The 26,322-nt window shown below is 64.3% G+C and carries 20 protein-coding genes; 19 read left to right on the forward strand and 1 reads right to left on the reverse strand.

Translation table 11 applies throughout. The features are described from left to right. Nucleotides 1-99: 99 nt before the first annotated feature. The 11 genes from E1742_RS09715 to E1742_RS09765 all read left to right on the forward strand — a co-directional run bounded on the left by E1742_RS09715 (nucleotide 100) and on the right by E1742_RS09765 (nucleotide 16,988). Complete coding sequence (locus E1742_RS09715; protein WP_134384689.1) at nucleotides 100-1,692, forward strand: GGDEF domain-containing protein; 1,593 nt, start codon at nucleotides 100-102, stop codon at nucleotides 1,690-1,692. Between the two features lie 123 nt (nucleotides 1,693-1,815). Further along, nucleotides 1,816-3,141 carry an IS4 family transposase gene (locus tag E1742_RS09720; RefSeq protein ID WP_134383509.1) on the forward strand — a complete coding sequence of 442 codons (1,326 nt, stop codon included), beginning with the start codon at nucleotides 1,816-1,818 and terminating at the stop codon, nucleotides 3,139-3,141. Between the two features lie 199 nt (nucleotides 3,142-3,340). Next, nucleotides 3,341-8,578 carry a calcium-binding protein gene (locus E1742_RS09725; protein WP_134384690.1) on the forward strand — a complete coding sequence of 1,746 codons (5,238 nt, stop codon included), beginning with the start codon at nucleotides 3,341-3,343 and terminating at the stop codon, nucleotides 8,576-8,578. 622 nt (nucleotides 8,579-9,200) lie between these two features. Further along, entirely contained in the window at nucleotides 9,201-10,673 is a 1,473-nt protein-coding gene (locus E1742_RS09730; protein WP_134384691.1) for a flagellin N-terminal helical domain-containing protein, read from the forward strand. A 77-nt stretch (nucleotides 10,674-10,750) separates the two neighbouring features. Beyond that, nucleotides 10,751-11,134 (forward strand): flagellar protein FlaG, encoded by a 384-nt coding sequence (locus E1742_RS09735; protein WP_134384692.1) that lies wholly within the window; start codon nucleotides 10,751-10,753, stop codon nucleotides 11,132-11,134. Between the two features lie 150 nt (nucleotides 11,135-11,284). Next, nucleotides 11,285-13,954 (forward strand): flagellar filament capping protein FliD, encoded by a 2,670-nt coding sequence (gene fliD, locus E1742_RS09740; RefSeq protein ID WP_229466672.1) that lies wholly within the window; start codon nucleotides 11,285-11,287, stop codon nucleotides 13,952-13,954. Nucleotides 13,955-13,974: 20 nt separating this feature from the next. Then, nucleotides 13,975-14,412 (forward strand): flagellar export chaperone FliS, encoded by a 438-nt coding sequence (fliS, locus tag E1742_RS09745; RefSeq protein WP_134384693.1) that lies wholly within the window; start codon nucleotides 13,975-13,977, stop codon nucleotides 14,410-14,412. Between the two features lie 9 nt (nucleotides 14,413-14,421). Continuing rightward, on the forward strand, nucleotides 14,422-14,748 hold the full coding sequence (locus tag E1742_RS09750) for a flagellar protein FliT (protein ID WP_229466674.1): 327 nt from the start codon (nucleotides 14,422-14,424) through the stop codon (nucleotides 14,746-14,748). A gap of 14 nt (nucleotides 14,749-14,762) precedes the next feature. Continuing rightward, on the forward strand, nucleotides 14,763-15,887 hold the full coding sequence (fliK, locus tag E1742_RS09755; protein WP_229466676.1) for a flagellar hook-length control protein FliK: 1,125 nt from the start codon (nucleotides 14,763-14,765) through the stop codon (nucleotides 15,885-15,887). Beyond that, nucleotides 15,877-16,227, forward strand: coding sequence for an EscU/YscU/HrcU family type III secretion system export apparatus switch protein (locus E1742_RS09760; RefSeq protein WP_134384694.1), 351 nt, complete (start codon nucleotides 15,877-15,879; stop codon nucleotides 16,225-16,227). The genes fliK and E1742_RS09760 overlap by 11 nt, the downstream gene beginning before the upstream one ends. A 26-nt stretch (nucleotides 16,228-16,253) precedes the next feature. Next, nucleotides 16,254-16,988, forward strand: a complete 735-nt coding sequence (locus tag E1742_RS09765; protein ID WP_134384695.1) for a flagellar brake protein — start codon at nucleotides 16,254-16,256, stop codon at nucleotides 16,986-16,988. 160 nt (nucleotides 16,989-17,148) lie between these two features. On the opposite strand, the gene fliE is transcribed toward E1742_RS09765, so the two are convergent. Next, complete coding sequence (gene fliE, locus E1742_RS09770; protein WP_134384696.1) at nucleotides 17,149-17,490, reverse strand: flagellar hook-basal body complex protein FliE; 342 nt, start codon at nucleotides 17,488-17,490, stop codon at nucleotides 17,149-17,151. Between the two features lie 307 nt (nucleotides 17,491-17,797). Between fliE and fliF the strand changes: the two genes are divergently transcribed. The 8 genes from fliF (at nucleotide 17,798) to fliM (ending at nucleotide 26,312) form a co-directional block, all read left to right on the forward strand. Further along, complete coding sequence (gene fliF / locus E1742_RS09775) at nucleotides 17,798-19,525, forward strand: flagellar basal-body MS-ring/collar protein FliF (RefSeq protein WP_134384697.1); 1,728 nt, start codon at nucleotides 17,798-17,800, stop codon at nucleotides 19,523-19,525. Further along, nucleotides 19,518-20,516 carry a flagellar motor switch protein FliG gene (gene fliG, locus E1742_RS09780; RefSeq protein WP_134384698.1) on the forward strand — a complete coding sequence of 333 codons (999 nt, stop codon included), beginning with the start codon at nucleotides 19,518-19,520 and terminating at the stop codon, nucleotides 20,514-20,516. The genes fliF and fliG overlap by 8 nt, the downstream gene beginning before the upstream one ends. Before the next feature lie 30 nt (nucleotides 20,517-20,546). Then, the gene (locus E1742_RS09785; protein ID WP_134384699.1) at nucleotides 20,547-21,296 is read left to right on the forward strand and encodes a flagellar assembly protein FliH; all 750 of its coding nucleotides are present in this window, start codon (nucleotides 20,547-20,549) and stop codon (nucleotides 21,294-21,296) included. Nucleotides 21,297-21,305: 9 nt separating this feature from the next. Then, a complete protein-coding gene (gene fliI, locus E1742_RS09790; protein WP_134384700.1) occupies nucleotides 21,306-22,730 on the forward strand; it encodes a flagellar protein export ATPase FliI in 1,425 nt (474 codons plus the stop codon). A 34-nt stretch (nucleotides 22,731-22,764) separates the two neighbouring features. After that, nucleotides 22,765-23,205, forward strand: coding sequence for a flagellar export protein FliJ (fliJ, locus tag E1742_RS09795; RefSeq protein WP_134384701.1), 441 nt, complete (start codon nucleotides 22,765-22,767; stop codon nucleotides 23,203-23,205). A 51-nt stretch (nucleotides 23,206-23,256) separates the two neighbouring features. Then, a complete protein-coding gene (locus E1742_RS09800) occupies nucleotides 23,257-24,597 on the forward strand; it encodes a flagellar hook-length control protein FliK (protein WP_134384702.1) in 1,341 nt (446 codons plus the stop codon). Nucleotides 24,598-24,786: 189 nt separating this feature from the next. Next, complete coding sequence (fliL, locus tag E1742_RS09805) at nucleotides 24,787-25,305, forward strand: flagellar basal body-associated protein FliL (protein WP_134384703.1); 519 nt, start codon at nucleotides 24,787-24,789, stop codon at nucleotides 25,303-25,305. Nucleotides 25,306-25,328: 23 nt separating this feature from the next. Beyond that, nucleotides 25,329-26,312 carry a flagellar motor switch protein FliM gene (fliM, locus tag E1742_RS09810; protein WP_134384704.1) on the forward strand — a complete coding sequence of 328 codons (984 nt, stop codon included), beginning with the start codon at nucleotides 25,329-25,331 and terminating at the stop codon, nucleotides 26,310-26,312. Nucleotides 26,313-26,322: the final 10 nt, after the last annotated feature.

Below are 26,322 nucleotides of genomic sequence, written 5' to 3' on the forward strand. Positions count from 1 at the left end.
CCCTTTCTCGGTGCTTCGGCGAGCTCAGCAGTAACCTATGATTCAGTCAACAAGTATGAATCAAGCAATCAGTTATCAATGTGAAGGCTCCGGGCCAAGATGTCGAGCAAACCCACCACCACCGCCAGCGCCGAGCAGAATCCGGCAGAGATAGCACGCGAAGCGTTCCGCCGCCTGGCGATCCGCCGCATCGCGCCGACGCCGGAAGCCTACCGGGACATCTATAACGAAATCGCCGGCATCCCGACGCCGGCGCCCGTCGGTCCGACCACCGCTCCCGCAACCGCACCCGACACAGGTCCGGAAAACGTCCTGACGCGCTTTGCTGCCCGCATGACGGAACAGCCGGGCGAACTGGCGGACTTCGGCCGCCGCTTCAACCGGGCCGTCAAGGCGCGCGACTGGGAAGCCTACGCGGCAACCTTGTCGCAGCTGGCCGAGCGGCCGGTGCGCAAGGCCGGCGGCATCGAGCTGGCGCCGATGCCTGAGGGCGAACAGACGCGCCTGCTGCGCGACCTGCTCAGCCGCACACTGACGCTGGCCGTCGCGTCGCTGCTGTCGGGCACGCCGCTGGCGGCGGAGGCCGAATCGCTGGGCTCGGCAACGAAGGAAGCGCACACGGAAGCGGACCTGTCGGAAATCGCCGTGCGCCTGAAGCAGTTGTGCTACCAGATCGAACTGAAGAGCGGCGACACCGCAGAACAGCAGGAACTGCTGCTGCGCCTGTTCCGCCTGCTTCTGGAAAACGTCAGCGAACTGCTGGAAGACGACTCGTGGCTGCGCGGCCAGGTCGACTCCGTGCAGGCGCTGATCGAAGGCCCGCTCGATGCCCGCGCGCTGGAAGCGGCCACGCGCAGCCTGAAGGACGTCATCTACAAGCAGAGCCAGCTCAAGCACAGCATGACCGACGTGCGCGTCACCGTGAAAAACATGATGATGACGTTTATCGACCGTCTCGGTCAGGTGGCCGCCTCGACGGGCGACTTCCACGAAAAGATCGGCAATTACTCCGCCAAGATCAGCCAGGCGCAGGACATCGGCGAACTGAACACGATTCTGGACGAAGTGCTGCAGGAAACCCGCATCGTCCAGAGCGAGGCGCTGAAGGCGCGCGACAACATGGTCACGGCGCGCCAGGAAGTGCAGGATGCCGAGGCGCGCATCCACGCGCTGGAAACGCAGCTGCAGCATATGAGCGAGCTGGTGCGTGAAGACCAGCTGACGGGCAGCCTGAACCGCCGCGGCCTGGACGACGTGTTCGAACGGGAAACGGCCCGCGCCGACCGCCGCGGCACGCCCCTGTGCATCGCCGTGCTGGACCTGGACGACTTCAAGAAGCTCAACGATACGTACGGCCACATCGCCGGCGACGGCGCGCTGAAGCACCTCGTCAAGATCGTCAAGGAAACGCTGCGTTCGATGGACGTCATTGCCCGCTTCGGCGGCGAGGAATTCCTCATCATGCTGCCGGAAACGACGGTGGACGCGGCAGTGGCCACCATGACGCGACTGCAGCGCGAACTGACGAAGCATTTCTTCCTGCACGATAACGAAAAAGTGCTGATTACCTTCTCCGCCGGTGTGGCATTGCGCCGCCCGCACGAGGAACAGACGGAACTGGTCAAACGGGCCGACGAAGCCATGTATACGGCAAAGAAAACCGGTAAAAACCGCGTGGTCGTAGCGGAATAACAATTGATTTAATCAATACACAAAGAAAAGCCCGGTTCACCGGTAATGCCGTTCAGTTAAGACTGAACGGCATTTCTATTTTGCGGTTGTAAACGCCCCGCATCACTGTTAACCTTCGTCGCCATGTTCGACGACACCCTGCATTTCCTAGCGAATCATCTCGAGTCTCCTGATTGGGCGAGGCTGGGAGAGCATTTGCCGTATGAATGGGTCGAGCAGGCGGTGTTGAGCACGGAGGCGGCCAGTATCCGACATCGGCGTCTACCCGCTGAGCAGGTCGTGTGGCTGATGGTCGCGCTGGCTTTGTATAGGCACAAATCCATCAGCGAAGTGCTCGATGATCTTGGTTTGGCGGTACCGGATTCACAGACGCCATTCGTCAGCAAGAGTGCTGCGGCACAAGCCCGCCAACGCGTCGGACAAGCACCTTTGAAATGGCTATTCGAGCGTTCGGCCAGGCACTGGGTTGCGCAGGACAAGAAGGCCTATCTGTTCAAGGGGTTGCAGTTGTTCGCCATGGACGGAACAACCTTGCGTACGCACGACACGGTGGAAAATCGCGAGCATTTCGGGGCGCAAAGCTACGCGAGCGATACGGTCGCAAGCTATCCTCAGGTGCGAGGTGTCACCGTGACATCGCTCCCTACGCACTTGGTACACAGCGCCGTGTTTGGGCCGTACTCGACCAATGAAATGCTGTATGCAAAGCAGCTGCTTGGCACCATTCCGAATGAATCACTGACGGTTTTCGATCGAGGTTTCCTGTCAGCCGAGATCTTATGTGGCCTGACAGGCAGCGGCGCTGAACGGCACTTCATCATCCCGTCCAAATCGAATACCAAGTGGGAAGCAATCGAGGGCGAAAGCGAAGATATGCTGGTGCGCATGCGCGTCTCGCCCCAAGCCAGGGCCAAGTGCCCAGAGTTGCCCGAGTTCTGGGAAGCGCGGGCAATCACCGTCGTTGACGCCCAAGCACGCAAGCGCATCTTGCTGACGTCGCTACGCGACCGCCGTCGCTACAAGCCAAGTGATATCGCCCTCTGCTACGACAAGCGCTGGGGAATTGAGACGAGTTACCGGGAGCTCAAGCAGACCATGCTCGGCACAGCGCTGACGCTGCGCTCGAAAACCGTGGACGGGGTATATCAGGAAATCTGGGGCACTCTTATTGCTTACAACCTAATCCGGCTCGAAATCGCCAAAGCCGCACTGGCCGTCAAGTGTGAACCGACCGAGGTAAGCTTCATCCGCGCTTTTCACCTAATCCAGTTTGAACTGCACTGGGCAGGGGTCACCAGGTCGTACGGAAAACTGCCTGCATCAATGAAGCACCTACGAGAAAGGTTGGTTAGCCTCCTGAACGACGAACGGCCCGGCCGCAAATGCGACCGGGCCGTCAAGGCAACGCCGAAGCGTTACGCCGTCCGGAAGGTCAAGAAGCTACCTTAACTGAACGGCATTACGGTTCACCGGGCTTTTTTATTAATATCGCCGGCGCATCGGAACAACGGTCTCGCACTTATTTTAACCATAACTTAACACGCGGAAAATATTTCCTTTAGAATAAAACGCGCCCGCGGCCCGACCGGCCGCGCGCCCCCACGCCCCCGGGCCAACGCGTATTTATTCACGAAAAAGGAAGAAATCCATGACGGGTGTCCGTACTTTTGCCACCACCAGCGCCGCGTCCGCACTGGCCGCAGACAATATTCCCACCGAGGGCAGCGACGTCCTCTACGGCAGCATCGTTGACGGGCTGGGCGGGAATGATACGATCAATGGCACGACCGGCAACGATTCACTGATGGGCGGCGCCGATCACGACGTCCTGACGGGCAGCAATGGCAACGACACCCTCGTCGGTGGCGCCGGCGCCGATACCTACGAGTTCGACGAATATTCGGGCAGCGACGTGATCGTTCTCGATCCCAGCGAGCCGGGACAGGCCGACCGCATCAACCTGCGCAATGTCGACGAATCGGAGCTGGAATTCTTCCAGCGCATCGGCAACGATCTGATTATCAAATGGCAGAAGGACAATACCGGCGCGGTCCAGCAGGTAACGCTGAAGGACGTTTATTCGGACCCGTCGCATCAGCAGATAATCTTCGAGCTCGATAAATTCCTCGACACCGTCCCTGTCGAATACACCATGAGAGAGGTATTCGAGCGTTATACGATGTTCCTGACGGCGGGCGACGATACCCTGGGCCCGTCGGACCTGGCTGAACGCGTCAATGGCGATGCCGGCAACGACCGTCTCGAGATGGGCGCCGGCAACGACTTCGCCAGTGGCGGCGTGGGCGACGACACCCTGGACGGCGGCACCGGCAACGACAGCCTGTCCGGCGGCGCCGGCAACGACACCTTCTTGCTGCGCATCGGCGCGGGCGTCGACACGATCGTCAGCAGCGACAACACCGTCGGCCGTATCGACCTGCTCAAGTTCGAGGACGTTCCCTCGACCGGCCTGACCGCCGTCATCCGCTCCGGTGCCAACCTGATCCTGAAGTACGGCGCCACGGACGAAGTCACGCTGTCCAACCACTTCAGCGCTGCGACGGGCGCCATTACCCATGTCGAATTTTCCGACGGCCAGACGTGGGACATGGCCCAACTGTACGCCGCCTACGATATCGACCTGACCGCCGGCGACGACACGGCCGCCTTTCCCGCCAGCCTGGCCGAAACGGTACACGGCGGCGCGGGCAACGACATCATCGACGGCCGCGGCGGCAACGACCTGATCTACGGCGACGACGGCAACGACTCGCTGACGGGTGAAGTGGGTACGGACACGCTGCACGGCGGTACCGGCACCGATACGCTGGCCGGCGGTATCGACAACGACGTGCTGCATGGCGACGCCGGTAACGATTTGCTGTCCGGCGACGCCGGCGACGATGTCCTGTTCGGCGGCGCCGGCAACGACACGCTGCAGGGCGCGGTCGGCAACGATACCGTCGACGGCGGCAGCGGCGACGACAGCATGGTGGAGTCCAGCGGCAGCAATACGTTCATCCTGCGCGTGGGCTCCGGCCGCGACAGCATTTCGCTGGCCGGGAACACGATGGCCAACAAGGTCGAGACGATCCGCTTCGAGGACGTGGCCTCGACGGCACTGACCGGCGTCCAGCGTGCCGGCGCCAACCTGGTGCTGACCTACGGCTCGGGCGACAGCGTCACGCTGGTGTCGTTCTACAACAGCGCATTTGCCAAATTCTCGACGCTGGAATTCTCCGACGGCGTCAGCTTCCGCCCCGACCAGCTGGCCGCCAGCTACGCCATCGACATGGCGGACACGGCCGAGAACTTCACGTTCACCGACGCCATTGAAACGATCCACGGCGCCGGCGGTAACGACACGATCGCAGCGGCGGGCGGCAACGACGTGGTCTATGGCGAAGCGGACAACGACAACATCAACGGCGGCGCCGGCAACGACACGATCTTCGGGGGCGACGGCGCGGACATCCTGAACGGCGTCGACGGCGACGACGTGCTCGACGGCGGCACGGGCAACGACACGATCAGCGCCGGCACCGGCAACGACACGGTGCTGCTGCGCATCGGGTCGGGCCTGGACAGCGTCACCTTCGGCGACAGCACCGTCGGGCGCATCAAGACCCTGGTATTCGAGGACGTCGCGTTCGGCGCGCTGACGGGTGTGCAGCGCAGCGGCCTGAACCTTGTCCTGTCGTACGGCAGCGCCGACCAGGTCACGCTGGTGAACTACTTCAGCGGTACGACCGCCGAGATCAACGAGATCCGCTTCAAGGACGGCAGCTACACGGTGGCCGATATCCTGTCCAGCTATCCGCTGAGCCTGACGGACGCGGCCGACAACGCCATCTTCACGCGCAACTGGAACGAATCGATCGACGCCGGTGCCGATAACGACACCGTGGATGGGCAAGGCGGCAACGACGCCATCCGTGGCGAAAGGGGCAACGACTCGCTGACGGGCGGCGCCGGCAACGATACGCTGGTGGGCGGCGCGGACAACGATGTGCTGATCGGCGGCGTGGACAACGACATCCTCACCGGCGACGCGGGACGCGACACGCTGACGGGCGACGCCGGCGACGACCGCCTGTCCGGCGGCCTGGACGCCGACGCGCTGAATGGCGGCATCGGCAACGACACGCTGGACGGCGGCGCGGGCAATGACGCCCTCGTCAGCGGCACCGGCAACGACATCGTCGTGCTGCGTGTCGGCTCCGGCGTGGATACCGTCGACCTGACCGACGCCAGCGCCATCAAGAGCAAGATCCTGCGCTTTGAGGACGTGACGTTCGACGCCCTGACGGCCGTCAAGCGTGTGGCCGGCAACCTGACGCTGCAATACGGCGATGGCGACAGCGTGACGGTGACGAACTTCTTCGGTGCCAACAAGTTCAACGCGATCGAATTTGCCAACGGCGTCACCTTCACGCCGGCCCAGCTGTTTGCAAAATACGATATCTGGTTCTCCGAAGGCGCCGACAACGGCACGTTCAGCGACGACGTCGAGACCATCCATGGCGGCGCCGGCAACGACACGATCGCCGCGCTGGGCGGCAACGACGTGCTGTACGGCGACGGCGACAACGACAACCTGCAGGGCGGCGCCGGCAACGACACGCTGTTCGGTGGCGACGGCAGCGACGTGCTGACCGGTGACGTGGGCGACGACCGCTTCGACGGCGGCGCGGGCAACGATACCTACAACAGCGGCGCCGGCAATGACGTGTACGTGCTGCGCGTGGGCTCAGGCGTCGATACGATCAACACGGCCGACAGCACTGTCGGCCGCATCAAGACGCTGGTCTTCGAGGACGTGGCATCGACGGCACTGGCCGGCGTGCAACGCAGCGGCCTCAGCCTGATCCTGAACTATGGCAATGGCGACCAGGTCACACTGGTCAATCATTTCTCGGCGGCCGCCAACGAAGTCAACGTCTTTACCTTCTCCGACAAATCCGTGACGGCTGGCGAACTGCTGGCTGCCTACCCCCTTCGGCTGACGGTCGGCGCCGACACGGCAACGTTCCCGCGCAATACGGACGAGACGATCTACGCGGATGCCGGCAACGACACCGTCGATGCCGCCGGCGGCAACGACGCGATCTACGGCGAGGCCGGTGCGGATTCGCTGACGGGCGGCAGCGGCAACGACACGCTCTCCGGCGGCACGGAAAACGACGTGCTGATCGGCGGCGCCGACAACGACGTGCTGACTGGCGACGCCGGCCGCGACACGCTGACGGGCGACGCCGGCGACGACGTGCTGCGCGGCGGCGTGGAAGCCGACAGCCTGGTGGGCGGCATCGGCAACGACACACTGGACGGCGGCGCCGGCAACGATACGCTGACGGGCGACGCCGGCAACGACCTGTACCTGCTGCGCGTGGGCTCCGGCAATGACACGATCAACCTGGCCGACACGACCACGGGTCCGAAGATCGAGACGGTGCGCTTCGAGGACGTCAACTCGGACGCATTGACGGCAGTAAGGCGCAGCGGCGGCAACCTGATTCTCGAGTATGGCAACGGCGACAGCGTCACGTTCACGGCGTATTACACCGGCAACAAGTTCACCACCCTGGCGTTTGCCGACGGCGTCAGCCTCGACCATGACGGCCTGTTTGCCCGCTACGCCGTGCGCCTGACGGAACTGGCCGACAGCGCGGCATTCACGGACACCCCGGAAACCGTCTACGGTGGCGCCGGCAACGACGTCATTACCGCGCTGGGCGGCAACGATGTCGTCCATGGCGAAGGCGATAACGACAACCTGAATGGCGGCGTCGGCAACGACTCGCTGTACGGCGGCGCCGGCAACGACAACCTGACCGGCGACGTGGGCGACGACGTGCTGGACGGCGGCACGGGCAACGACACGATGACGAGCGGCGCCGGCAACGACACGTTCCTGCTGCGCACCGGCGACGGCGTCGACACGCTCAACGTGGCGGACACCGTCGCGGGACGGGTCGATACGATTGTCTTCGAGGATATCGGCGCCCTGAATATGGCAGGCGTGCAGCGCGTGGGCGCCAATCTGGTGCTGAACTACACGGCAGCCGACCAGGCCACGATCACTAACTTCTTCAGCGGCCCGACCCAGGTCGTCAACACGCTGAAGTTCGCGGACGCCACCTGGACCGTGCAGGAGTTGCTGGACAATTACTACATCAATCTGTCGGTGGCGGCCGATACCCTGACCTTCTCCGCACTGGGCGAAGCCGTCAAGGCGGGCGCCGGTAACGACGTGCTGGACGGCGGTGCCGGCAACGACCGCCTGTACGGTGAACTCGGCAGCGACAGGCTGACGGGCGGCATCGACAACGACGAGCTGTACGGCGGCGACGGCCTGGACACCCTGCTGGGCGGCACGGGCGAAGATGTGCTGGAAGGCGAACTGGGCGTGGACTCCCTGCTGGGCGAAGCCGGCAACGACGTGCTGCGCGGCGGTGCGGGCAACGACATCCTGGACGGCGGCGCCGGTGACGACCTGCTGGACGGCGGCGTCGACAACGATGCGCTGACGGGCGGCGTCGGCAACGACACCTATCTGTTCCGCCTGGGCTCGGGCGTCGACACGGTCACGGCAACGGACAGCACCGTGGGCCGCGTCGAAGTGGTGGCATTCGAGGACATTGCGGCATCGCAGCTGACGTCCGTGGTCCGCAGCGGCAACAACTTCGTGCTGACGTACGGCACGGCGGACAAGGTGACGGTGGTGAACCAGTTCCTGTCCGCCACGTACGCCGTCAACGCCTTCCAGTTTGCCGATGGCCAGGTCTACACGGCGGCCGAACTGCAGGCGCTGGGCTCGGCCATGACGGCCAGCGCGACCGAGGCCGCGCTGGTGGGCGTGGCACCGCTGGAGCCGGTGCTCTAAGGTTCGTCACCGTTGTATACAAAGGGTCTGCGGATGCAGGCCCTTTTTTTGTCTGCAGCGGATGTCGCAGGCAGCACATCGGGGCAGGCACTGATGGCGCTAACTTGAGGCGCAAAGGCCAGCGAGCCGCAGGCTGTTTCAAAACCCGTACCCAAGAACTGGGTCAGACCCGCCGCGTCTGACCCCGGCTCTCCGCCGTCGGGTCAGTTTTATGTCGGCGGCATGCTGCGGTCAGTCCTTTACTTCGCGGCATCCGGCGACTGGCGCCGATTCGCTCAACGGCCCGCCCCCGCCGTGCTACCCGACGCATAGCGATAGCAAGCAATCAACAACATGCAACGCAGGCATGCCAACGTACCCACAATGGACCCAGCCGCAAATATATTGACGCGAAAAAAATTTTATTTCACCCTAAAGATCGCCGAAACCCTGTCGTCTAAGCGTGCCCGACCCATGCCAGAGTGTCCACAGCGCAAAAAATTCTCTCAAAAAACCCCTAAAGCTTCCCGTGTGGCAACCGTTACCAGTTACAACAGCGGCTTGAACGTCACGGAACAGCGAGACGGGCCAAAGTGAAAGAGCAAATCGCCACATACAGCAGCACCAGTTTTGGAGAAATACCATGGCATCCGTAATCAATACCAACGTCGCATCCCTGAACTCGCAGCGCAACCTGAGCTCGTCGTCTTCCGCACTGGCTACCTCCCTGCAGCGTCTGTCCTCCGGTCTGCGTATCAACAGCGCCAAGGACGACGCGGCTGGCCTGGCGATTTCCGATCGTATGAACTCGCAGATCCGCGGCATGACGCAAGCAACGCGTAACGCCAACGACGGCGTGTCGATGGCGCAAACGGCTGAAGGCGCACTGTCCTCGTCCGGCGACATCCTGCAGCGTATCCGCGAACTGGCAGTGCAGTCGTCGAACTCGTCGAACTCGGCTTCCGACCGTCAGGCACTGCAGACTGAAGTGACCCAGCTGGGCTCGGAACTGAACCGTATCGCACAAACCACCACGTTCAATGGCCAGGCGCTGCTGGATGGCTCGATGGGCACGGCGAACTTCCAGGTTGGCGCCGATGCCAACCAGCTGATCTCCGCCAACGGCGCGAACTTCCTGACGAGCACCTACGGTAACAACCGTGTGGAAAACGCCCAGTCGGCTGTTTCGACCAGCAACTCGTCGGTCGCTTCGAGCGTTGTCGTCTCCGGTGGCCGTGGTACGAAGACCGTCACCACCGCCAACGGCGATTCGGCAAAAACCATCGCCGCCAACATCAACAAGCAGACCGCCGACACCGGCGTGACCGCTACGGCGAAGACGCAAGTCAACATCAACACGGGCAACGGCGCTGTCAGCTTCAAGCTCAATGCCGACAATACCGCGGCGAACGCGGTGGACATCAACTTCACCGTCGGCGGCACGGGCTCGACGTCGGCAGACTATGCATCGGGCATCAACGCCATCAACGCCCAGTCGGCCAAGACGGGCGTCACCGCTGAATACGACCAGAAGAACGGCGGCATCAAGCTGACGCACGCTTCCGGCGAAACGATCAACATCGAGAATAAAACCACCACCGCCAAGTTCGACGTCTCCTCCTACACGGCAGCAGGCGCCACCAGTGGGACTGCGGATATCAAGGCCGCCGCTGCAAAGGGTATCGCCAACGGCAATATCACGTTCGACTCGGAAACCAGCTTCGCCGTGACGGACGCCGGTACGGGACTGGGTGTTGGTGCAGCGGCAGGTGCAACGACGGCGCAAGCGTCGACGCTGAAAGCGGTTTCCGAACTGGACGTGACGAGCTTCGACAACGCCCAGCTGGCAATCAAGATCGCCGATGCCGCACTGGCAAGCGTGAACACCCAGCGCGCCGCTTACGGTGCTCTGCAGTCCCGCTTCTCGTCGGCCATCTCGAACCTGGCATCGACGACGGAAAACCTGTCGGCATCGAAGAGCCGTATCGTCGATACCGACTTTGCAGCGGAAACCGCCAGCATGACCCGCGGCCAGATTCTGCAGCAGGCAGGTACCGCGATGCTGGCCCAGGCCAACTCGCTGCCTAACGGCGTGATGAGCCTGCTGCGCGGCTAATCCCCGACAGTCGTTTCAACATGGTTCCCCGCCTGGTTTTCCAGTCGGGGAACTTTTTCCGTTTATAGGAGCCCATCATGACGATCGATACGCTGGGTGGTCTGCCGGGTGGCGCGGGACGCGGGCTGGTCGGCAACGACACGACCGCGAACGCGACGCAGCAAGCGGCCGGCATCCGCCCGCCCGTGGTGGCAACGCAGACGCCGGACGCCGTCAAGGCCAAGGATGCGCCCGTCCCCATGGACGAGCTGAAAGATGCTGTCGGCAAGCTCAACGCGAACATGCAGGCCAACGCGCGCAGCCTGCAGTTTTCCATCGACGAGGACAGCAAACGCACTGTCGTCAAGCTGATCGATGTGAACACGCAGGAAGTCGTGCGCCAGTACCCCACCGAGGAAGCGCTGCGCCTGTCGAAATCGCTGGACAGTTTACTGGGCCGGCTGATTCACCAGGCTGTTTGAAGTACCGGGCCGCTGCCCGTCGCGGGCGGCCTTTCTCCCCTCCGCAGTCGTCCGCCAGGCATCGCCTGAACTGGCACCTTTTTTGCCCTCTCAAGTCTCGTTAGATTCTGCCGATAAAGACTTATATTATCGCTTTCTCAGGAGCAAGCCGTGGCAACTTCAGGAGTCTCAGCGTCTGGCGGCATGATCGACGTCGCCAGCATCGTTTCCCAGCTGATGCAGGTCGAATCGCAACCGCTGACCAAGTACGACCAGAAAACGGCCTCCTACCAGTCCAAGCTCAGCGCCTATGGCTCGCTCAGCGGCGCAGTGGGCGTGTTCCAGTCCGCCCTGGGCGGGTTGACGAAGTCGACCGACTTCAAGGGCCTGTCCGCCACGGCCAGCAACAGCGACGTGCTGACCGCCTCGGCCGGCGCGAAAGCCGTGGCCGGCAACTACAAGGTCAATGTCACCCAGTTGGCCCAGAGCCAGACGTTGACGACGCTCGGCCTGGCCAGCAGCAAGTCGTCCATCGGCACGGGCGCGAAGACGACGATCTCGTTCCAGTTCGGCAGCGTCAGCGGCGGCTTCGGCCTGGCCGGCACGACGCTCAACAGCACAGTGGCACGGGACGGCATCAGCAACGGCTCGCTGACGATCAACGGCACGGCCATCGCCACCGACAGCACGACCACCAGCGCCCGCGCGCTGGCCGAAGCCATCAACGCGAAAAGCACGACGACGGGTGTCACGGCCACGGCCACGCCCGCTTCCACGTCCGGCACGCTGTTTGCCGGCTTCGGCAACGTCCGGACGGGCGCGGATGGCGGCTACTCGCTGTCCGTGGGCGGCGTGCAGCTGGCTGCGCAGGGCGCCAACACGGCAGCCGGCGCCGGCATCACGGCCGCATCGCTCGACACCGCGCTGACCGACCCCAGCACCGTCCTGACGGCACTGACGAACGCCGGTATCACCGTCAGCGGCAAGGCCGCGGACGGCACGCTCAAGTTCACCCGCGCCGACGGCGCCAACCTGACCGTCGAGGAAGCCGTGACCGGCAGCGCGGCGGCGGTATCGGGCGGGATCGGCAACGGTGGCGGCCAGGTCAACGGCGGCTCCAGCACGACGGCCGTCAGCGGCATTTCGCTCAGCTCCACCGATGCCAGCCCGATCACGATCGCCGGCAGCAATCCCGCCGCAGCAGGCCTGACGGCCGGCACGGGTGGCAGCTACCTGGGCGGCGCGTTCACGCAGGACGCCAGCATCGCTTCCGGTGTCGTGACGATCGATGCCACCAACAACTCGATGGAAGGCATCCGCGACGCCGTCAACAAGGCCGGCCTGGGCGTGACCGCCACCATCGTCTCGGACGGCAGCGCCAATCCGTACCACCTCGTGTTCACGTCGAACGCGACGGGCGCGAACGCGTCGATGAAAATGACCTTGAGCGGCGACGGCGCCGATCCGCCGGACAGCGCGCTGGCGGACATGCTGAGCTACGACCCGGCCGGGTCGCAGAAGATGACGCAGACGTCGGCGGCGCAGGACACCAAGCTGACGGTGAACGGCATTGCCGTGACGAGCCATTCGAACAATGTTGGCGAGGCCGTCCAGGGCGTCACGCTGACCGTCACGCAGACCGGCTCCAGCACGCTGAACGTCAGCAAGAACACGGGTAGCGTGAAAACCAACGTGGAAGCGTTCGTCAAGGCGTACAACGACCTGAACGGCACGCTGAAGAAGCTGACGGGCTACAACGCCGACACGAAAACGGGCGGTGCCCTGCAGGGCGATTCGACCGCGCAGTCCGTGCAGTCGCAGGTGCGCCGCATGATGACGACCAGCATTACCGGCCTGACGGGCAGCCTGACGACCTTGGGCCAGGTCGGCATCAGCTTCGCCAAGGACGGCACGCTGAACCTGGATTCGGGCAAGTTCTCGAAAGCGCTGGAGACGTCGTTCGACGATATCGGCGCCCTGTTTGGCGCCGTGGGCCGCTCGACCGACACGCTGGTGTCGTTCACCAGCTCGACTTCCGCGACCAAGCCGGGCACCTATGCGCTGACGGTCACGCAAATGGCCACGCAGGGCGCCCTGACGAGCAGCGCGGCCGTACCGGCCAGCACGACCATCGCGGCCAATACCACCTGGTCGGTGACGCTCAACGACGGCGAGCCGTCGAATTCGAAGAACACCACCACGGTGACGATCCCGGCAGGCACCTACACGGCGGCCGAACTGGCCAAGGTGATGCAGTCGTCGATCAACGGCGCTTCCGCCTTTTCGTCGGCGGGCAGCTCCGTGACGGCCTCGATCGGCACGGACGGCAAGCTGCTGCTGTCGTCGGCGAAATACGGCTCGGCGTCGAACATTGCCGTGTCCAGCGTCAGCGGCACCACGACCGACAGCCTGTTCGGCGGCGCCACGCCCACGGCGGGCAAGGACGTCGCGGGCACGCTGGGCGGGCACGCCGTCACGGGCACTGGCCAGACGCTGACGGGCCTGGCGGGCACCGACGTGGAAGGCCTGGTCATCGATATCACCGGCGGTGCCGCGGGCGATCGCGGCACCGTCAGCTTCTCGCAAGGTTACGCGTATCAGCTGAACAACCTGGCAACGACGATGCTGGGCAAGACAGGCCAGATCACCAGCCGTACCGACGGCATCAACAAGTCGATCGCCGATATTGCCAAGCAGCGCGCCACGTTCGCCGACAAGCTGACGGGCATCGAAGCCCGCTATCGCGCGCAGTACAGCAGACTGGACGTCATGCTGTCGCAGATGCAGACGACGTCCAGCTACCTCACGCAGCAGTTGGCAGCCATTTCCGCCAACAGCTAAGACAGTAATAGGAGAAACACATGTTCGGAAGCCCACAACGCGGCGTCAACGCGTACGCCAAAGTCGGTCTGGAAACCGGCATCGCGGCCGCTTCGCCGCACAAGCTGATCGTGATGCTGTACGACGGCGCCATCGTTGCCATCCTGAACGGCATGACGCACATGAAGGCCGGCCATATCGAAGAGAAGGGCAAGGCCATCTCGAAAGCCATCCAGATCATCGACAACGGCCTGCGCGCCAGCCTCGACCGTGAAGTGGGCGGCGACATCGCCCGCAACCTGGATGCGCTGTACGAGTACATGAGCTCGCGCCTGCTGATGGCCAATCTGCAGAACAGCACCGAGATCCTGGAAGAAGTGCGCGGCCTGCTGGCCGACCTGCGCGATACGTGGAAGCAGATCGGCGACGAGCCGACCGGCGCGGCGCCGCTGCGCTCCCCTTCGATGGCCAACGGTTAAGGAACGACGATGACGAATCAGGATGTGCTGACCGTGTACGCGGCCATGGGTGAACTGACGAGCCAGATGGTAGCGGCCGCCAACGAATCGGACTGGGATCGGCTGGAAGCGCTGGAGCAGCGCGTGTCCGCCCACGTGGCCCTGCTGAAGACGACCGAAGGCAGCATCAAGCTCGAAGCCGAGCAGCGCAAGCGCAAGGTCTCGCTGATCAAGCAGATGCTGGACGACGACCGCAAGGTGCGCGACATGATCCAGCCGTGGATGGCGCAACTGTCCAGGCTGATCAACAGCACCGGTACCGAGCGCCGCGTCGTCAACGCGTACGGCGCCGTCTGAAGGACTGAAACGCCGTGCAGCGGCTCGATACCCCCGGGCTGCGGCCCCTGGCACCGGTCGGCTCGACGCCGATCGTTGCCGACCCGCGCCAGGCGGCATTCCAGCGTGCGCTGCAACCCTTCGTCGGCCAGGTCGTGCAGGGCGCCGTGCTGGCAAAGATGTCGGACGGCTCCTTCCTCGTCCGCGTGGCCGATACCAATGCCCGGATGATGCTGCCGGCCGGCGCCGACGTCGGTGCCGATGTGCCGATGACCGTCGTGGCGGCGCAGCCCCGGCCGCTGCTGCAGGTGGGTACCGAGCCGGCCCAGAGCCCGGTCGTGCACACGCAGACGGGTGCCCCGACCAGCTCGGCGGCCACGCTGCTGAGCAAGGCGCCGCTGACGCCGCGCGAACAACTTCCCCAGCTCGACCGCAATACCCCCCAGCCCACCCTGAGCCCGGCCGCGCGTGCCATCGCGACGGCGCTGACGCAGGCGTACACGGCGCCCGGCGCGCCCGTGATCATTCTCGGCAAGACGCCGCTGGCCGGTCCCGGCACACCTGTTCCCGAACAGCTGGGCAAGCAGCTGCAGAATGCGCTGGGCGAGTCCGGCCTGTTCTATGAATCGCACGTGGCCGAGTGGGCCGCAGGCAAGCGGCCGCTGCAGGACCTGGCGCGCGAACCGCAGATGCAGCGGCACGCGGAGGCTCAAATGCGGCAGTCGCCGGCCGAAAGCGCCGCCCGGGCGCTGGCGGGGCCGGACCTGTCGGCGTCGCAGATGATCAACCAGCAACTGCACACGCAGGAGCAAGGCAAGGTGCAGTGGCACGGCGAGGCGTGGCCGGGCCAGCCGATGCAGTGGGAAGTGCGGCGCGACGAAAGGGACGAGCGATCGCAACGCGACGCTCGCGAAGGTCACGAGGACGCGCCGGTGTGGCGCAGCGGCGTGAAGTTCCGCTTTCCGCTGCTGGGCAAGGTGGCGGCTAACGTGACGATGGTGGGCGACCAGGTGCACGTGCAGGTGCAGTCCGATGACGACACGACAACGGAAACGCTGCGGGCGTGGGCCGGCATGCTGCAGGGGGCGCTGGACGCCGCCGGCGCGCCGCTGACGTCGCTGTCGATCGGCACCACCGAGGGGCCAGTCGATGCACAGTGACGACAGCGCGCCGCGCCGCCCCATGCAGAGCGCCGTCGCGCTGGCGTACCGCGACGGCCAGGGCGCGCCGAAGGTGGTGGCGAAAGGCCGTGGCCTCGTTGCCGAACAGATCATTGCCGTTGCCGCCGAGGCCGGCGTCTACGTGCATGAATCGAAGGAACTGGTGTCGCTGCTGATGGACATCGACCTCGACCGGCAGATCCCGCCCACACTGTATCGCGTCATTGCGGAACTGTTGGCCTGGCTTTATCATATTGAATCGGCGCAAAAGTCTGGCCTGCCACCGCCCCCGGCACCGGCCCTTTCCGCTCCCCCCACCACCTCAAGCACACTACCCTGATGTACCCTTTTCTTTTTGATGCGGACATGGACAACTGGCACGATTTCGAGGTGGGATCGCGTCGGGAAATCCTTGCTCTGCTGCGCGGCATTTCCGAAAAAAAGCAGATGATCCGCATGCTGCCCCTGGGCGACAGCGACATGTGTGTCACCACCATCCTGCACGTGGACGGCGATACCGACACGGTGCTGTTGGACCGTCCCTCCGATCCGGAGGAAACGGCCCGGCTGATGTCTGGCCGGCCCGTATCGTTCGAGACGACGCTGGACAACATCCGCATCATCTTCGGCACCGAAGTGATGCAGCTGGGCATGCTGGACGCCGTGCCGGCGCTGAAGATCCCGCTGCCAAGCAGCCTGATCCGCCTGCAGCGGCGCGAGTTCTACCGCATGCCGACACCGGTCGGCAATCCCGTACGCGTGACGATTCCGATGCCGGAAGCGCAAGGCGGCGGCGAAGCGGCGTTTCCGCTGTCCGACATCAGCTGCGGCGGCATCGCCATCCTCGACAACCGTTTCGTGCTGGGCGATTCGATCGGCCAGGAATACGCCGGCTGCCGCATCGAGTTGCCGGAGATCGGCCCGATCGTCACGGGCCTGCAGATCCGCAACGCGCAGGAGATGACGTTGATGAACAACAAGGCCAACCGCCGCCTGGGCTGCCAGTTCATCGACATCAGCACCGCCGCGATGAGCGCCGTGCAGCGCTACATCACCAAACTGGAACGCGAGCGCAACGCCCGCATGGCCGGGCTGAACTGAGCTGAGCTGAGCTGAGAAAGCAAAGCGGCGGCAAAACCGGTGCCAGGCTCCTATTTTTCGCAGAAAAATAGGAGCCTGGCACCGGTTTTGCCAATTCAGAAAATAGGAGCCTGTCACCGGTTTTTCGTTCGGCGAAATCCGGGATGGTCCCGGAGGCTTCTTACACCTGCATGTTCATGATGTCGTGATAAGCCGAGACGAGCTTGTTGCGCACCTGGATCGTGGCCTGCATATTGATGCTGGCTTTCTGCATCGAGATCATCACGTCCGACAGGTTGACGGAGTCGTCGCCCATCTGGAAGCGCTTGCTCAGGCCTTCCGCTTTTTTCTGGCTGACGGCGACCGTGTCGAGCGCGCCCTTCAGCGCGTCCGAGAAGTCGACCTTCGCAGCGGAGGCTTCCGTCTGAATGACGGGCGGCGTCGCCTGGGGCCGCGTTGCCGCCGCTTTCAGCTGCGCGATCATCGATTGGATCTGGCTGCTGTCGATACCGCCTGTCTTCATGATTAACTCTCCAAAAATGCTGTTGCTGCGCTGTTGCTCTACTACAACCGGCTGAGCAGCGTTCAATCGGACGCGGCATTTTGCCTTGCTACAATAGGTGCTTGCTTACGGGAACGATGTTCCCTCGCACTGTCAGGCTTCCAGAATAGCAGCACCAAGGCAAGCCACTGCCACGAGCAGGCCCGGAAACCAGCCTCTTTTCCCGGGATTAAATTGCCGTAAGGCAGCCGATAATGTGCATCAGGCCCCGCTCCACAGCGCTGAGGCCCCGATCAACAGACGACCTTAACGCCCCTGGAACGCATACATGGCTGCAGCCGCCGAAGCACTCGATATCGACGCATCCGCCGACGCCGGAACCGAAGGCAAGGTGCCCTTCTACAAGACCGCGATGGGCAAGAACATCATCCGCGGCGGCGCCGTCGCAGCCATCCTGATCACCATCCTGATGATCTGGCTGTGGAACAAGGAGCCCGACTACAAGGTCCTGTTCAGCAATTTCTCCGACCGCGATGGCGGCGCCATCACGGCCGCGCTCGACCAGATGCAGGTGCCCTACAAGTTCAGCGAAGGCGGCAACGCCATCCTGATCCCGGCCGAAAAGGTGCACGACACCCGTCTGCGCCTGGCATCGCAAGGCCTGCCGAAAGGCGGCAACGTCGGCTTCGAACTGATGGAAAACCAGAAGCTGGGCGTGTCCCAGTTTTTGGAGCAGGTCAATTACCAGCGCGCGCTGGAAGGCGAGATGGCCAAGTCCATCGAATCGCTGGGCGCCGTGCAGTCGGCCCGCGTCCACCTGGCGATGCCGAAGCCATCGGTATTCGTGCGCGAGCAGCAGAAGCCGACGGCGTCCGTCATCCTGACGCTGCACCCGAACCGTGCCATCGATCCGGGCCAGGTCAGCGCCGTTGTGCACCTGGTGGCCTCGTCCGTGCCGGAGCTGCAGCCCGCGAACGTGACGGTCGTGGACCAGCAGGGCAACCTGCTGTCGGACCAGAACAAGAACAGCAACACGGCCATCAAGAGCCTGGATGCGACCCAGCTGAAGTACGTGCAGGAACTGCAGAACCAGGTCATCAAGCAGGTCGAGAACATCGTCAAGCCGATCGTCGGCGAAGGCAACGTGCGCGCCGAAGCGGTCGCGGACGTGGACTTCTCCGCCGTCGAGCAGGCGGCCGAGTCGTACAAGCCGAACTCGTCGCCGGCCCCGTCGGCCATCCGCAGCCAGCAGAGCAGCGAAACCAACGGCAACACCAACGCGAACCCGAACGGCGTGCCGGGCGCCCTGTCGAACCAGCCGCCAGGCGTGGCCACCGCGCCGCTGACGACCACGCCACCGGGCGAAGCCCCTGCCCCGGGCACGGTGCCAGGCGGCACGGCAGCGGCCGGCACGGGTCCGATGCACAAGGAATCGACGACCAACTATGAAGTCGACAAGACCGTGCGCTACGAGCAGAAGGCCATCGCCGGCCTGAAGCGGATGACGGTCGGTGTCGTGGTGAACTACCGCCGCATCGTCGGCCCGGACGGCAAGGTGACGGTGCGTCCGCTCAATGCCGACGAACTGGCCAAGATCAACAGCCTGGTGCGCGAAGCGATGGGCTACAACCAGGACCGCGGCGACTCCGTCAGCGTGGCCAACGCGCCGTTCGACGGTGTCGACAAGGCGGCCGAGCCGGCGCTGGACTGGTGGCGCGATCCGGCCAACCTGCCGATGGCGAAAGAGCTGGCGAAATTCCTGATCACCGCGCTGATCCTGCTGTACATCCTGATGCGTGTGGTGCGCCCGATGATGCGCCCCGTATTCAAGAAAATCGACGAGATCAATGCGCCGGAGCCGGAACCGGAACCGGAAATCATCGAAGAGCCGACTGGTCCGACCGAAGAGGAAATCTTCGCGCAGCAAATGGCCGAAATGGAAGAAAGCACCGCGCGCACCTACCGCGACAACCTGGCCCTGGCCAAGAAGCTCGCCGCAGAAGATCCGCGCATTGTCGCCAACGTAATCAAGGCATGGATAGAAGCAAATGACTGATAGTACCGGACTGCAAAAAGCAGCGATTCTGATGCTGGCGATGGGTGAAACCGAGGCCGCCGAAGTGATGAAGTTCCTGGGGCCGCGCGAAGTGCTGAAGCTGGGCGCCGCCATGGCGACGATGAAGGGCGTGCCGCACGAGCAGGTTGTCGACGTGCTCGATGACTTCCGCGACGAAGTGGCCGCCGCCTCCACCGTCGGCCTGGATTCGGACGAGTACATCCGCCAGGTGCTGACCAAGGCGCTGGGCGACGACAAGGCCTCCGTGCTGCTGTCGCGCATCCTGGGCGGCAAGGACGCGTCCGGCATCGAAAGCCTGAAGTGGATGGATTCGCCGTCCGTCGCCGAACTGATCAGGAACGAGCACCCGCAGATCATCGCGACCATCCTCGTCCACCTGGAGCGCGACCAGGCCTGCGAAATTCTGGGACACTTCACGGACCGACTGCGCAACGACGTGGTGCTGCGTATCGCCACCCTGGACGGCGTGCAGCCGGCCGCGCTGCGCGAGCTGAACGACGTGCTGACGAAACTGCTGTCGGGTAACGAGAACATCAAGAAGTCCACGCTGGGCGGCGTGCGCGCGGCGGCCGAGATCCTCAACTTCATGAGCGGCGAGCAGGAAAACTCGGTGATGGACAATATCAAGAACTACGACAACGACATGGCGCAGCAGATCATGGACGAGATGTTCGTGTTCGACAACCTGATCGACATCGACGACCGCGGCATCCAGCTGCTGCTGCGCGAAGTGCAGTCGGAAATGCTGATCATCGCCCTGAAGGGCGCGTCGCAGGAACTGCGCGAAAAGATCTTCAAGAACATGTCGGCCCGCGCCAGCGAAATGATGCGGGAAGACCTGGAATCGAAGGGCCCCGTGCGGCTGTCGGAAGTGGAAACGCAGCAGAAACAGATCCTGCAGATCGTGCGCCGCCTGGCGGACGAAGGCCAGATCGTGTTGGGCGGCAAGGGCGAGGACTCTTTCGTTTAAACTACAGTTTTGCACTGAACGAGGTACTGGTTGGCCCACATTCCGAAAGAGCAGCAGACGGCGTTCCAGCGCTGGGAACTGAAGTCGTTCGGCGACGAACGGCCCAGCACGCTGGCCGCACGCCAGCGCGAGGAAGCCGAAGCCCGCGCCGCCGCCGAGGCGGCTGCGGCCGAGGAAGCGGCACGCCAGGCGGAATACGAAGCCTTCCTGAACGCCCCTGCCCCGCCTGCCTATCCGACGGAAGAGGAACTGGCCGCCATCCGCGAGGAAGCGCGGCTGCAGGGCTACCAGGACGGTTACGCGGAAGGCCACCGCGCCGGCGAGGACGAAGCCATCCGCGAGGGCGAGGAAGCCACCGCCACCGCGCTGGCGCCGCTGGCCGGCCTGGCGGAACAGTTTGCCGAGGCGCTGCGCGGCGCCGACCAGCTGATCGCGCAGGATGTGCTGGAGCTTGCCATGCACCTGGCCCGCACGATGGTGCGCCAGGCATTGCCCGTCAAGCCGGAACTGATCGTGCCGATCGTGCGCGATGCCGTGGACACGCTGCCAAGCGTGCAGCAGCCGGCCGTGCTGATGCTCAACCCGGAGGATGCTGCCGTCGTGCGCACCGCCATCGGCGAGGAACTGGCCAAGGACGGCTGGCGTATCGCCGAGGACGAGTCGATCGCCCGCGGCGGCTGCCGGCTCGACACGGCCACCAACCAGGTCGATGCCCAGATCGAATCGCGCTGGACCCGCCTCGCGGCGGCGCTCGGCAAAAATGTGGCGTGGCTGGATTAGGGAGTGCCCATGGACGCGAATGTGACTGAACAGGCCGGCGCGGCGTTGCACGCCGGCCGCTGGCGTTCCTACCTGTCCGACTGCGCCGCCGTGGCGGACTTCGTCGAGCCCATGCAGGTGGCCGGCCGCGTTACCCGCGTTGCCGGCCTCGTCATGGAGGCCGTCGGCCTGCGCCTCGCGGTGGGGGCGGCGTGCACCGTGCCGCTGCCCGCGGGCGGGCGCGTAGAGGCGGAAGTCGTCGGCTTCGAAGGCGGCCGCCTGTTCCTGATGCCGCAAAGCGACGTCGAAGGCATCGTGCCCGGCACCCGCGTCTTTCCCGCCGAACCGCTGATCCCGCGACCTGGCTCCGTGTCGAGCGCCACGCCACGGCGGCGCACGAGCGACCGCGCGCGTCAGTTGCCGGTCGGGCCGGAACTGCTGGGCCGCGTCGTTGACGGCGCCGGCCGGCCCCTCGACGGGCTCGGTCCCATCCACGCTTCCGACAGCGCGCCCATCAACGTGCGCCCCCTCAATCCGCTGGGCCGCGCCCCCATTGTCGAGACACTGGATGTGGGCGTGCGTTGCATCAACGCCATGCTGACGGTCGGCCGTGGCCAACGGATGGGCCTGTTCGCCGGTTCCGGCGTGGGCAAATCCGTGCTGCTGGGCATGATGGCGCGCTACACGGCGGCCGACATCATCGTTGTCGGACTCATCGGCGAACGGGGCCGCGAGGTCAAGGAATTCATCGATCATATCCTGGGTGAGGAAGGCCGCGCCCGCTCCGTCGTCATCGCCGCGCCGGCCGATACGCCGCCGCTGATGCGGATGCAGGCCACCGCCTATTCGACCGCCATCGCCGAGCACTTCCGCGACAAGGGCCAGAACGTGCTGCTGATCGTCGACTCGCTGACCCGCTACGCGATGGCGCAGCGCGAGATCGCGCTGGCCATCGGCGAACCGCCCGCGACCAAGGGCTATCCGCCATCCGTGTTTGCCAAACTGCCGGTGCTGGTGGAACGGGCCGGCAACGGCGAGGAAGGCGGCGGCTCGATTACGGCGTTCTATACGGTGCTGACGGAAGGCGACGACCAGCAGGACCCGATTGCCGACTCGGCGCGTGCCATCCTGGACGGGCACATCGTGCTGAACCGGCGGCTGGCCGAAGCGGGCCACTATCCCGCCATCGACATCGAACAGTCGATCAGCCGGGCCGCCCACTCGATCACCTCGCAGGAACACCAGACCCAGGCCCGCCGCCTGAAGCAGCTGTTTGCCCGCTACGAACGCAGCCGCGACCTGATCGCCGTGGGCGCCTACACGCCCGGCACCGATCCCGTGCTGGACCAGGCCATCAAGCTGCACGACCGCATCGAGCATTTCCTGCAGCAGCGGATCACGGAACGGGTCGATATGGCCGAGAGCTTGGGGCAATTGGCCACGCTGTTCGACTGATTGAATCCGTTGCCTGTTGCCTATAATCAGCAATATGGCCTCGACTTCCCAACTTGAAACACTGATCGACATGGCGCGTCGCGAAACCGACGACTGCGCCAAGCGGCTGGGTGCCGCGCTGAAAGCCGTCACCGATGCGGAAGAGAAGCTGAAGATGCTGATCGGCTACCGCGACGAATACGGCCGCCGCTTCGACGCCGCGCAGCAGGGCGGCATCACGCCGATGGCTTACCGCAACTTCCAGGCGTTCATGGAAAAGCTCGACACGGCCGTGAAAGGCCAGGAAGAGATGGTGCGGCATGCCCAGAAGCGCGGCGAGATGGAAAAGACAAAGTGGCAGGAAGCCGAGCGCAAACGCATGTCCTATTCGACGCTGCGCGACCGTGAAGCGGCCCGGCAGCAAAAGATCGAAGCCAAGCGCGACCAGAAGGCCATGGACGAGCACGCTGCACGGCAGGCCTTCTACAAGCGCTGATCCCGGCGTACCGATTCACGATTTACCAGCGAAAGAGCAAGGCCGCGTCCCATGCAGACCCAGTCCATCCAGAACACTCTACTGAACACCAGCGTACCGACCGGGCAGAAGCGCGCCGAGGGCGACCTGGACTTCAAGCAGGCGCTGGCGCGTCAGGTCGAGCGCCAGCCCCTGCCGCAGCCCATCAAGGTACCGATGAAGTCGGCGCCGATGACGAAACCGGCACCGACCGCCCAGGCGCAACCGTCCAAACCGGTCACGCCGAATCCGGCTGCAAAGACCAGCCAGGCCAACGCGGCGAACCAGGCCAAGCCGGCGCAGCAGACCAGCCAGGCCAAGGCGGCCGACGCGGCGGAGCAGGCGCAGGAAGCGGACGCGGCCGACAGCACGCGCGATACCGCAGCGGCGGACGCAACGGCAGCCGCCGCGACCGCAGCGGCGGCCGAGGCTGCACCGGCAGAGACCACTGCACAACCGGCCGATGCCGCGGCGGCCGAAGCAGCAGCAGCCGCCGCCGCAGCCGTCGATCCGATGGCCAACATGCTGGCCATGATCGCCGCATACAACCAGCAGACCCAGGCGGCCAGACCAGCCGAAGGCACGGCCGACGTGCCCGCCGAAGGCGGCACGGCCGGCGATCCGCTGGCCGCGCTGCAGGACGAGACGGCAGATGAAGCCGGCAAGGGCGGCAAGCCCGATGCGGGACTGGGCGCCGATACGGGCGCGGCGGGCAAGGGCAAGGCCGATGCGGCCGCCCTCCCCGGCGCCGATGCACGGGCGCTGGATGCGGGCAAGCTGGAATTGTCCGCCGGCGCCGTCAAGACAGAAATGAAGGCCGAAGCGTTTGCCGCCAAGCTGGCGGACGCGGCGGCGGCAACCCAGCCCGTGCTGCCGCAGGCGACCCAGACGCTGGTCGCCACGGCCCAGGCGGCCGACGTGGCCGCGTCGAACCAGTTGCAGGCCCGCGTCGGCAGCAGCGCCTGGGAGCAGCAGCTGGGCCAGAAAGTCGTCTGGATGGTGGCCGGTGGCGACCAGAGCGCCTCGCTGACGTTGAATCCGCCCGACCTGGGTCCGCTGCAGATCGTGCTGAACGTGTCGAACGACCAGGCCAGCGTGAGCTTCATGGCCGCCGAGCCGGAAACCCGCCAGGCACTGGAAGACGCGATGCCGAAACTGCGTGAAACGATGAGCGAAGCGGGCATCCAGCTCGGCGAGGCCAGCGTCTCGACAGGTAGCCAGGACCAGCGCCAGGCGTTTGCCGAACAGGCCGAAGCGCGCGCCGCGGCCGGCAGCCGGCGGTTCAATAACGGCGGCGGCGAAGGTCCGGCGCAGGCGCAGCCCGAGCCGGTGGTGCGGCGCGCCATACTGGGGGCGGTCGACACGTTCGCCTAGTGGCAGCATAATGCGCGGTGGAAACAAAAGAGTGGCGGCAATTCCGCCCTCTGCTCGCGCGATGTTGGCGCGGCGGTTGCCCCTAGAATGACATAATCGAGCCGGCGTCGTATCCGGCCAGGCTTGGAACTGCGCGGACCTGCCCCGCCGCGCATCTCCTTCAACCCGGGGCAGTGTGAAAGCGAGAAGATGAAGGCTGATGCGAAAGCCGAAGCGGCACCGGCCGGTGGCGGTTCCAAGAAAAAACTGATCATGATTATCGTGGCCGTGCTGATCCTCGCCATCGGCGGCGGCGGCGGTGCTTACTTCATGCTGAAGGGCCAGGACGACAGTGCCGAGCACGACGACGAGCCCGTCAAGAAGAAATCGAAGAAGAAAAAGAAGGAAGCCGGTCCGCCCGTGTACGTGCCGGTCGAGGCGTTCACCGTCAACCTGCAGCCGGAGGAAGGCGAACAGTACCTGCAGCTGGCGTTTACGCTGCAGGTGCCCGATGCCGAGCAATCCGAGGGCATCAAGAACAATATGCCAAAGGTGCGCAGCCGGATACTGCTCCTGCTATCCTCGAAGAAGGCGTCGGAAATCAATACACCCGAGGGCAAGCAGCAGCTCAGCAAGGAGATTCTCGAACAGGTCAACGAGCCGTTCGAGGAACATGGCGACGAGCAGGAAGTCTCGGAAGTATTATTTACCTCGTTTATCATCCAGTAAGCACACAGCGAACATAAAGAGTCATGGCCGATAATTTTCTCTCCCAGGAAGAAGTCGATGCCCTCCTGAAAGGCGTGAACGGCGATCAGGATGACGTCGCCGCGCCCGAGGAAGTCGCGGGAGTCAGAACCTACAACCTGGCAACCCAGGAGCGCATCGTGCGCGGCCGGATGCCCACGTTGGAAATTATCAACGAGCGTTTCGCCCGTCTGCTGCGCGTGGGTCTGTTCAACTTCCTGCGCCGCAGCGCGGAGGTGTCGGTCGGATCCGTCCGCGTGTCGAAGTACAGCGAGTTCATTCGTAACCTGGTCGTGCCGACCAACCTGAATCTCGTGCACATGAAGCCGCTGCGGGGCACGGCGCTGATGGTGTTCGATCCGGGCCTTGTGTTCCTGCTGGTGGACAACCTGTTCGGCGGCGACGGCCGCTTCCACACGCGCGTCGAGGGCCGCGACTTCACGGCCACCGAGCAGCGCATCATCCTGCGCATTCTCGATATCGTGTTCGAGGCGTACACGAAGTCATGGGAACCGGTGTTCCCCGTCGAATTCGAGTACATTCGTTCCGAAATGAACACGCAGTTCGCCAACATCGCCACGCCGAACGAGGTGGTGGTGGCGTCGACGTTCACGGTCGAGCTGGGTTCCGTGTCCGGGCAGATCCACTTCTGCATGCCGTACTCGATGATCGAACCGATCCGCGATGCGCTGACGTCGTCGCTGCAGGGCGAGGCACTGGAAGTGGACAAGCGCTGGATCCGCCTGATGACGCAGCAGATCCAGATCGCCGAAGTGGAACTGGTGGCACGGCTGGGCACGGCCAAGGTCAGCTTCGACGAGATCCTGAACATGCGGGTGGGCGACGTGATTCCGCTGAATATTCCGGAAACGATCGAGGCAACCGTGGATGGCGTACCAGTGCTGGACTGCACGTACGGCGTCCTGAACGGACAATACGCGCTGAAGGTGGAGAAACTCCTCGCCAACAGCGATAATCTCAGTAAATAAGATTTGCGGT

The sequence above is a fragment of the Pseudoduganella plicata genome (genome assembly GCF_004421005.1).
Classification (GTDB): domain Bacteria; phylum Pseudomonadota; class Gammaproteobacteria; order Burkholderiales; family Burkholderiaceae_D; genus Rugamonas; species Rugamonas plicata.

Coding starts and splice junctions, on each gene's coding strand:
- E1742_RS09725 (WP_134384690.1), top strand. CDS start 3,341: ATGACGGGTGTCCGTACTTTTGCCACCACCAGCGCCGCGTCCGCACTG.
- E1742_RS09800 (WP_134384702.1), top strand. CDS start 23,257: ATGCAGACCCAGTCCATCCAGAACACTCTACTGAACACCAGCGTACCG.
- fliL (WP_134384703.1), top strand. CDS start 24,787: ATGAAGGCTGATGCGAAAGCCGAAGCGGCACCGGCCGGTGGCGGTTCC.
- fliE (WP_134384696.1), bottom strand. CDS start 17,490: ATGAAGACAGGCGGTATCGACAGCAGCCAGATCCAATCGATGATCGCG.
- E1742_RS09765 (WP_134384695.1), top strand. CDS start 16,254: ATGGACAACTGGCACGATTTCGAGGTGGGATCGCGTCGGGAAATCCTT.
- fliJ (WP_134384701.1), top strand. CDS start 22,765: ATGGCCTCGACTTCCCAACTTGAAACACTGATCGACATGGCGCGTCGC.
- E1742_RS09730 (WP_134384691.1), top strand. CDS start 9,201: ATGGCATCCGTAATCAATACCAACGTCGCATCCCTGAACTCGCAGCGC.
- E1742_RS09720 (WP_134383509.1), top strand. CDS start 1,816: ATGTTCGACGACACCCTGCATTTCCTAGCGAATCATCTCGAGTCTCCT.
- fliM (WP_134384704.1), top strand. CDS start 25,329: ATGGCCGATAATTTTCTCTCCCAGGAAGAAGTCGATGCCCTCCTGAAA.
- fliI (WP_134384700.1), top strand. CDS start 21,306: ATGGACGCGAATGTGACTGAACAGGCCGGCGCGGCGTTGCACGCCGGC.
- E1742_RS09715 (WP_134384689.1), top strand. CDS start 100: ATGTCGAGCAAACCCACCACCACCGCCAGCGCCGAGCAGAATCCGGCA.
- fliG (WP_134384698.1), top strand. CDS start 19,518: ATGACTGATAGTACCGGACTGCAAAAAGCAGCGATTCTGATGCTGGCG.
- E1742_RS09760 (WP_134384694.1), top strand. CDS start 15,877: ATGCACAGTGACGACAGCGCGCCGCGCCGCCCCATGCAGAGCGCCGTC.
- fliF (WP_134384697.1), top strand. CDS start 17,798: ATGGCTGCAGCCGCCGAAGCACTCGATATCGACGCATCCGCCGACGCC.
- E1742_RS09735 (WP_134384692.1), top strand. CDS start 10,751: ATGACGATCGATACGCTGGGTGGTCTGCCGGGTGGCGCGGGACGCGGG.
- E1742_RS09750 (WP_229466674.1), top strand. CDS start 14,422: ATGACGAATCAGGATGTGCTGACCGTGTACGCGGCCATGGGTGAACTG.
- fliS (WP_134384693.1), top strand. CDS start 13,975: ATGTTCGGAAGCCCACAACGCGGCGTCAACGCGTACGCCAAAGTCGGT.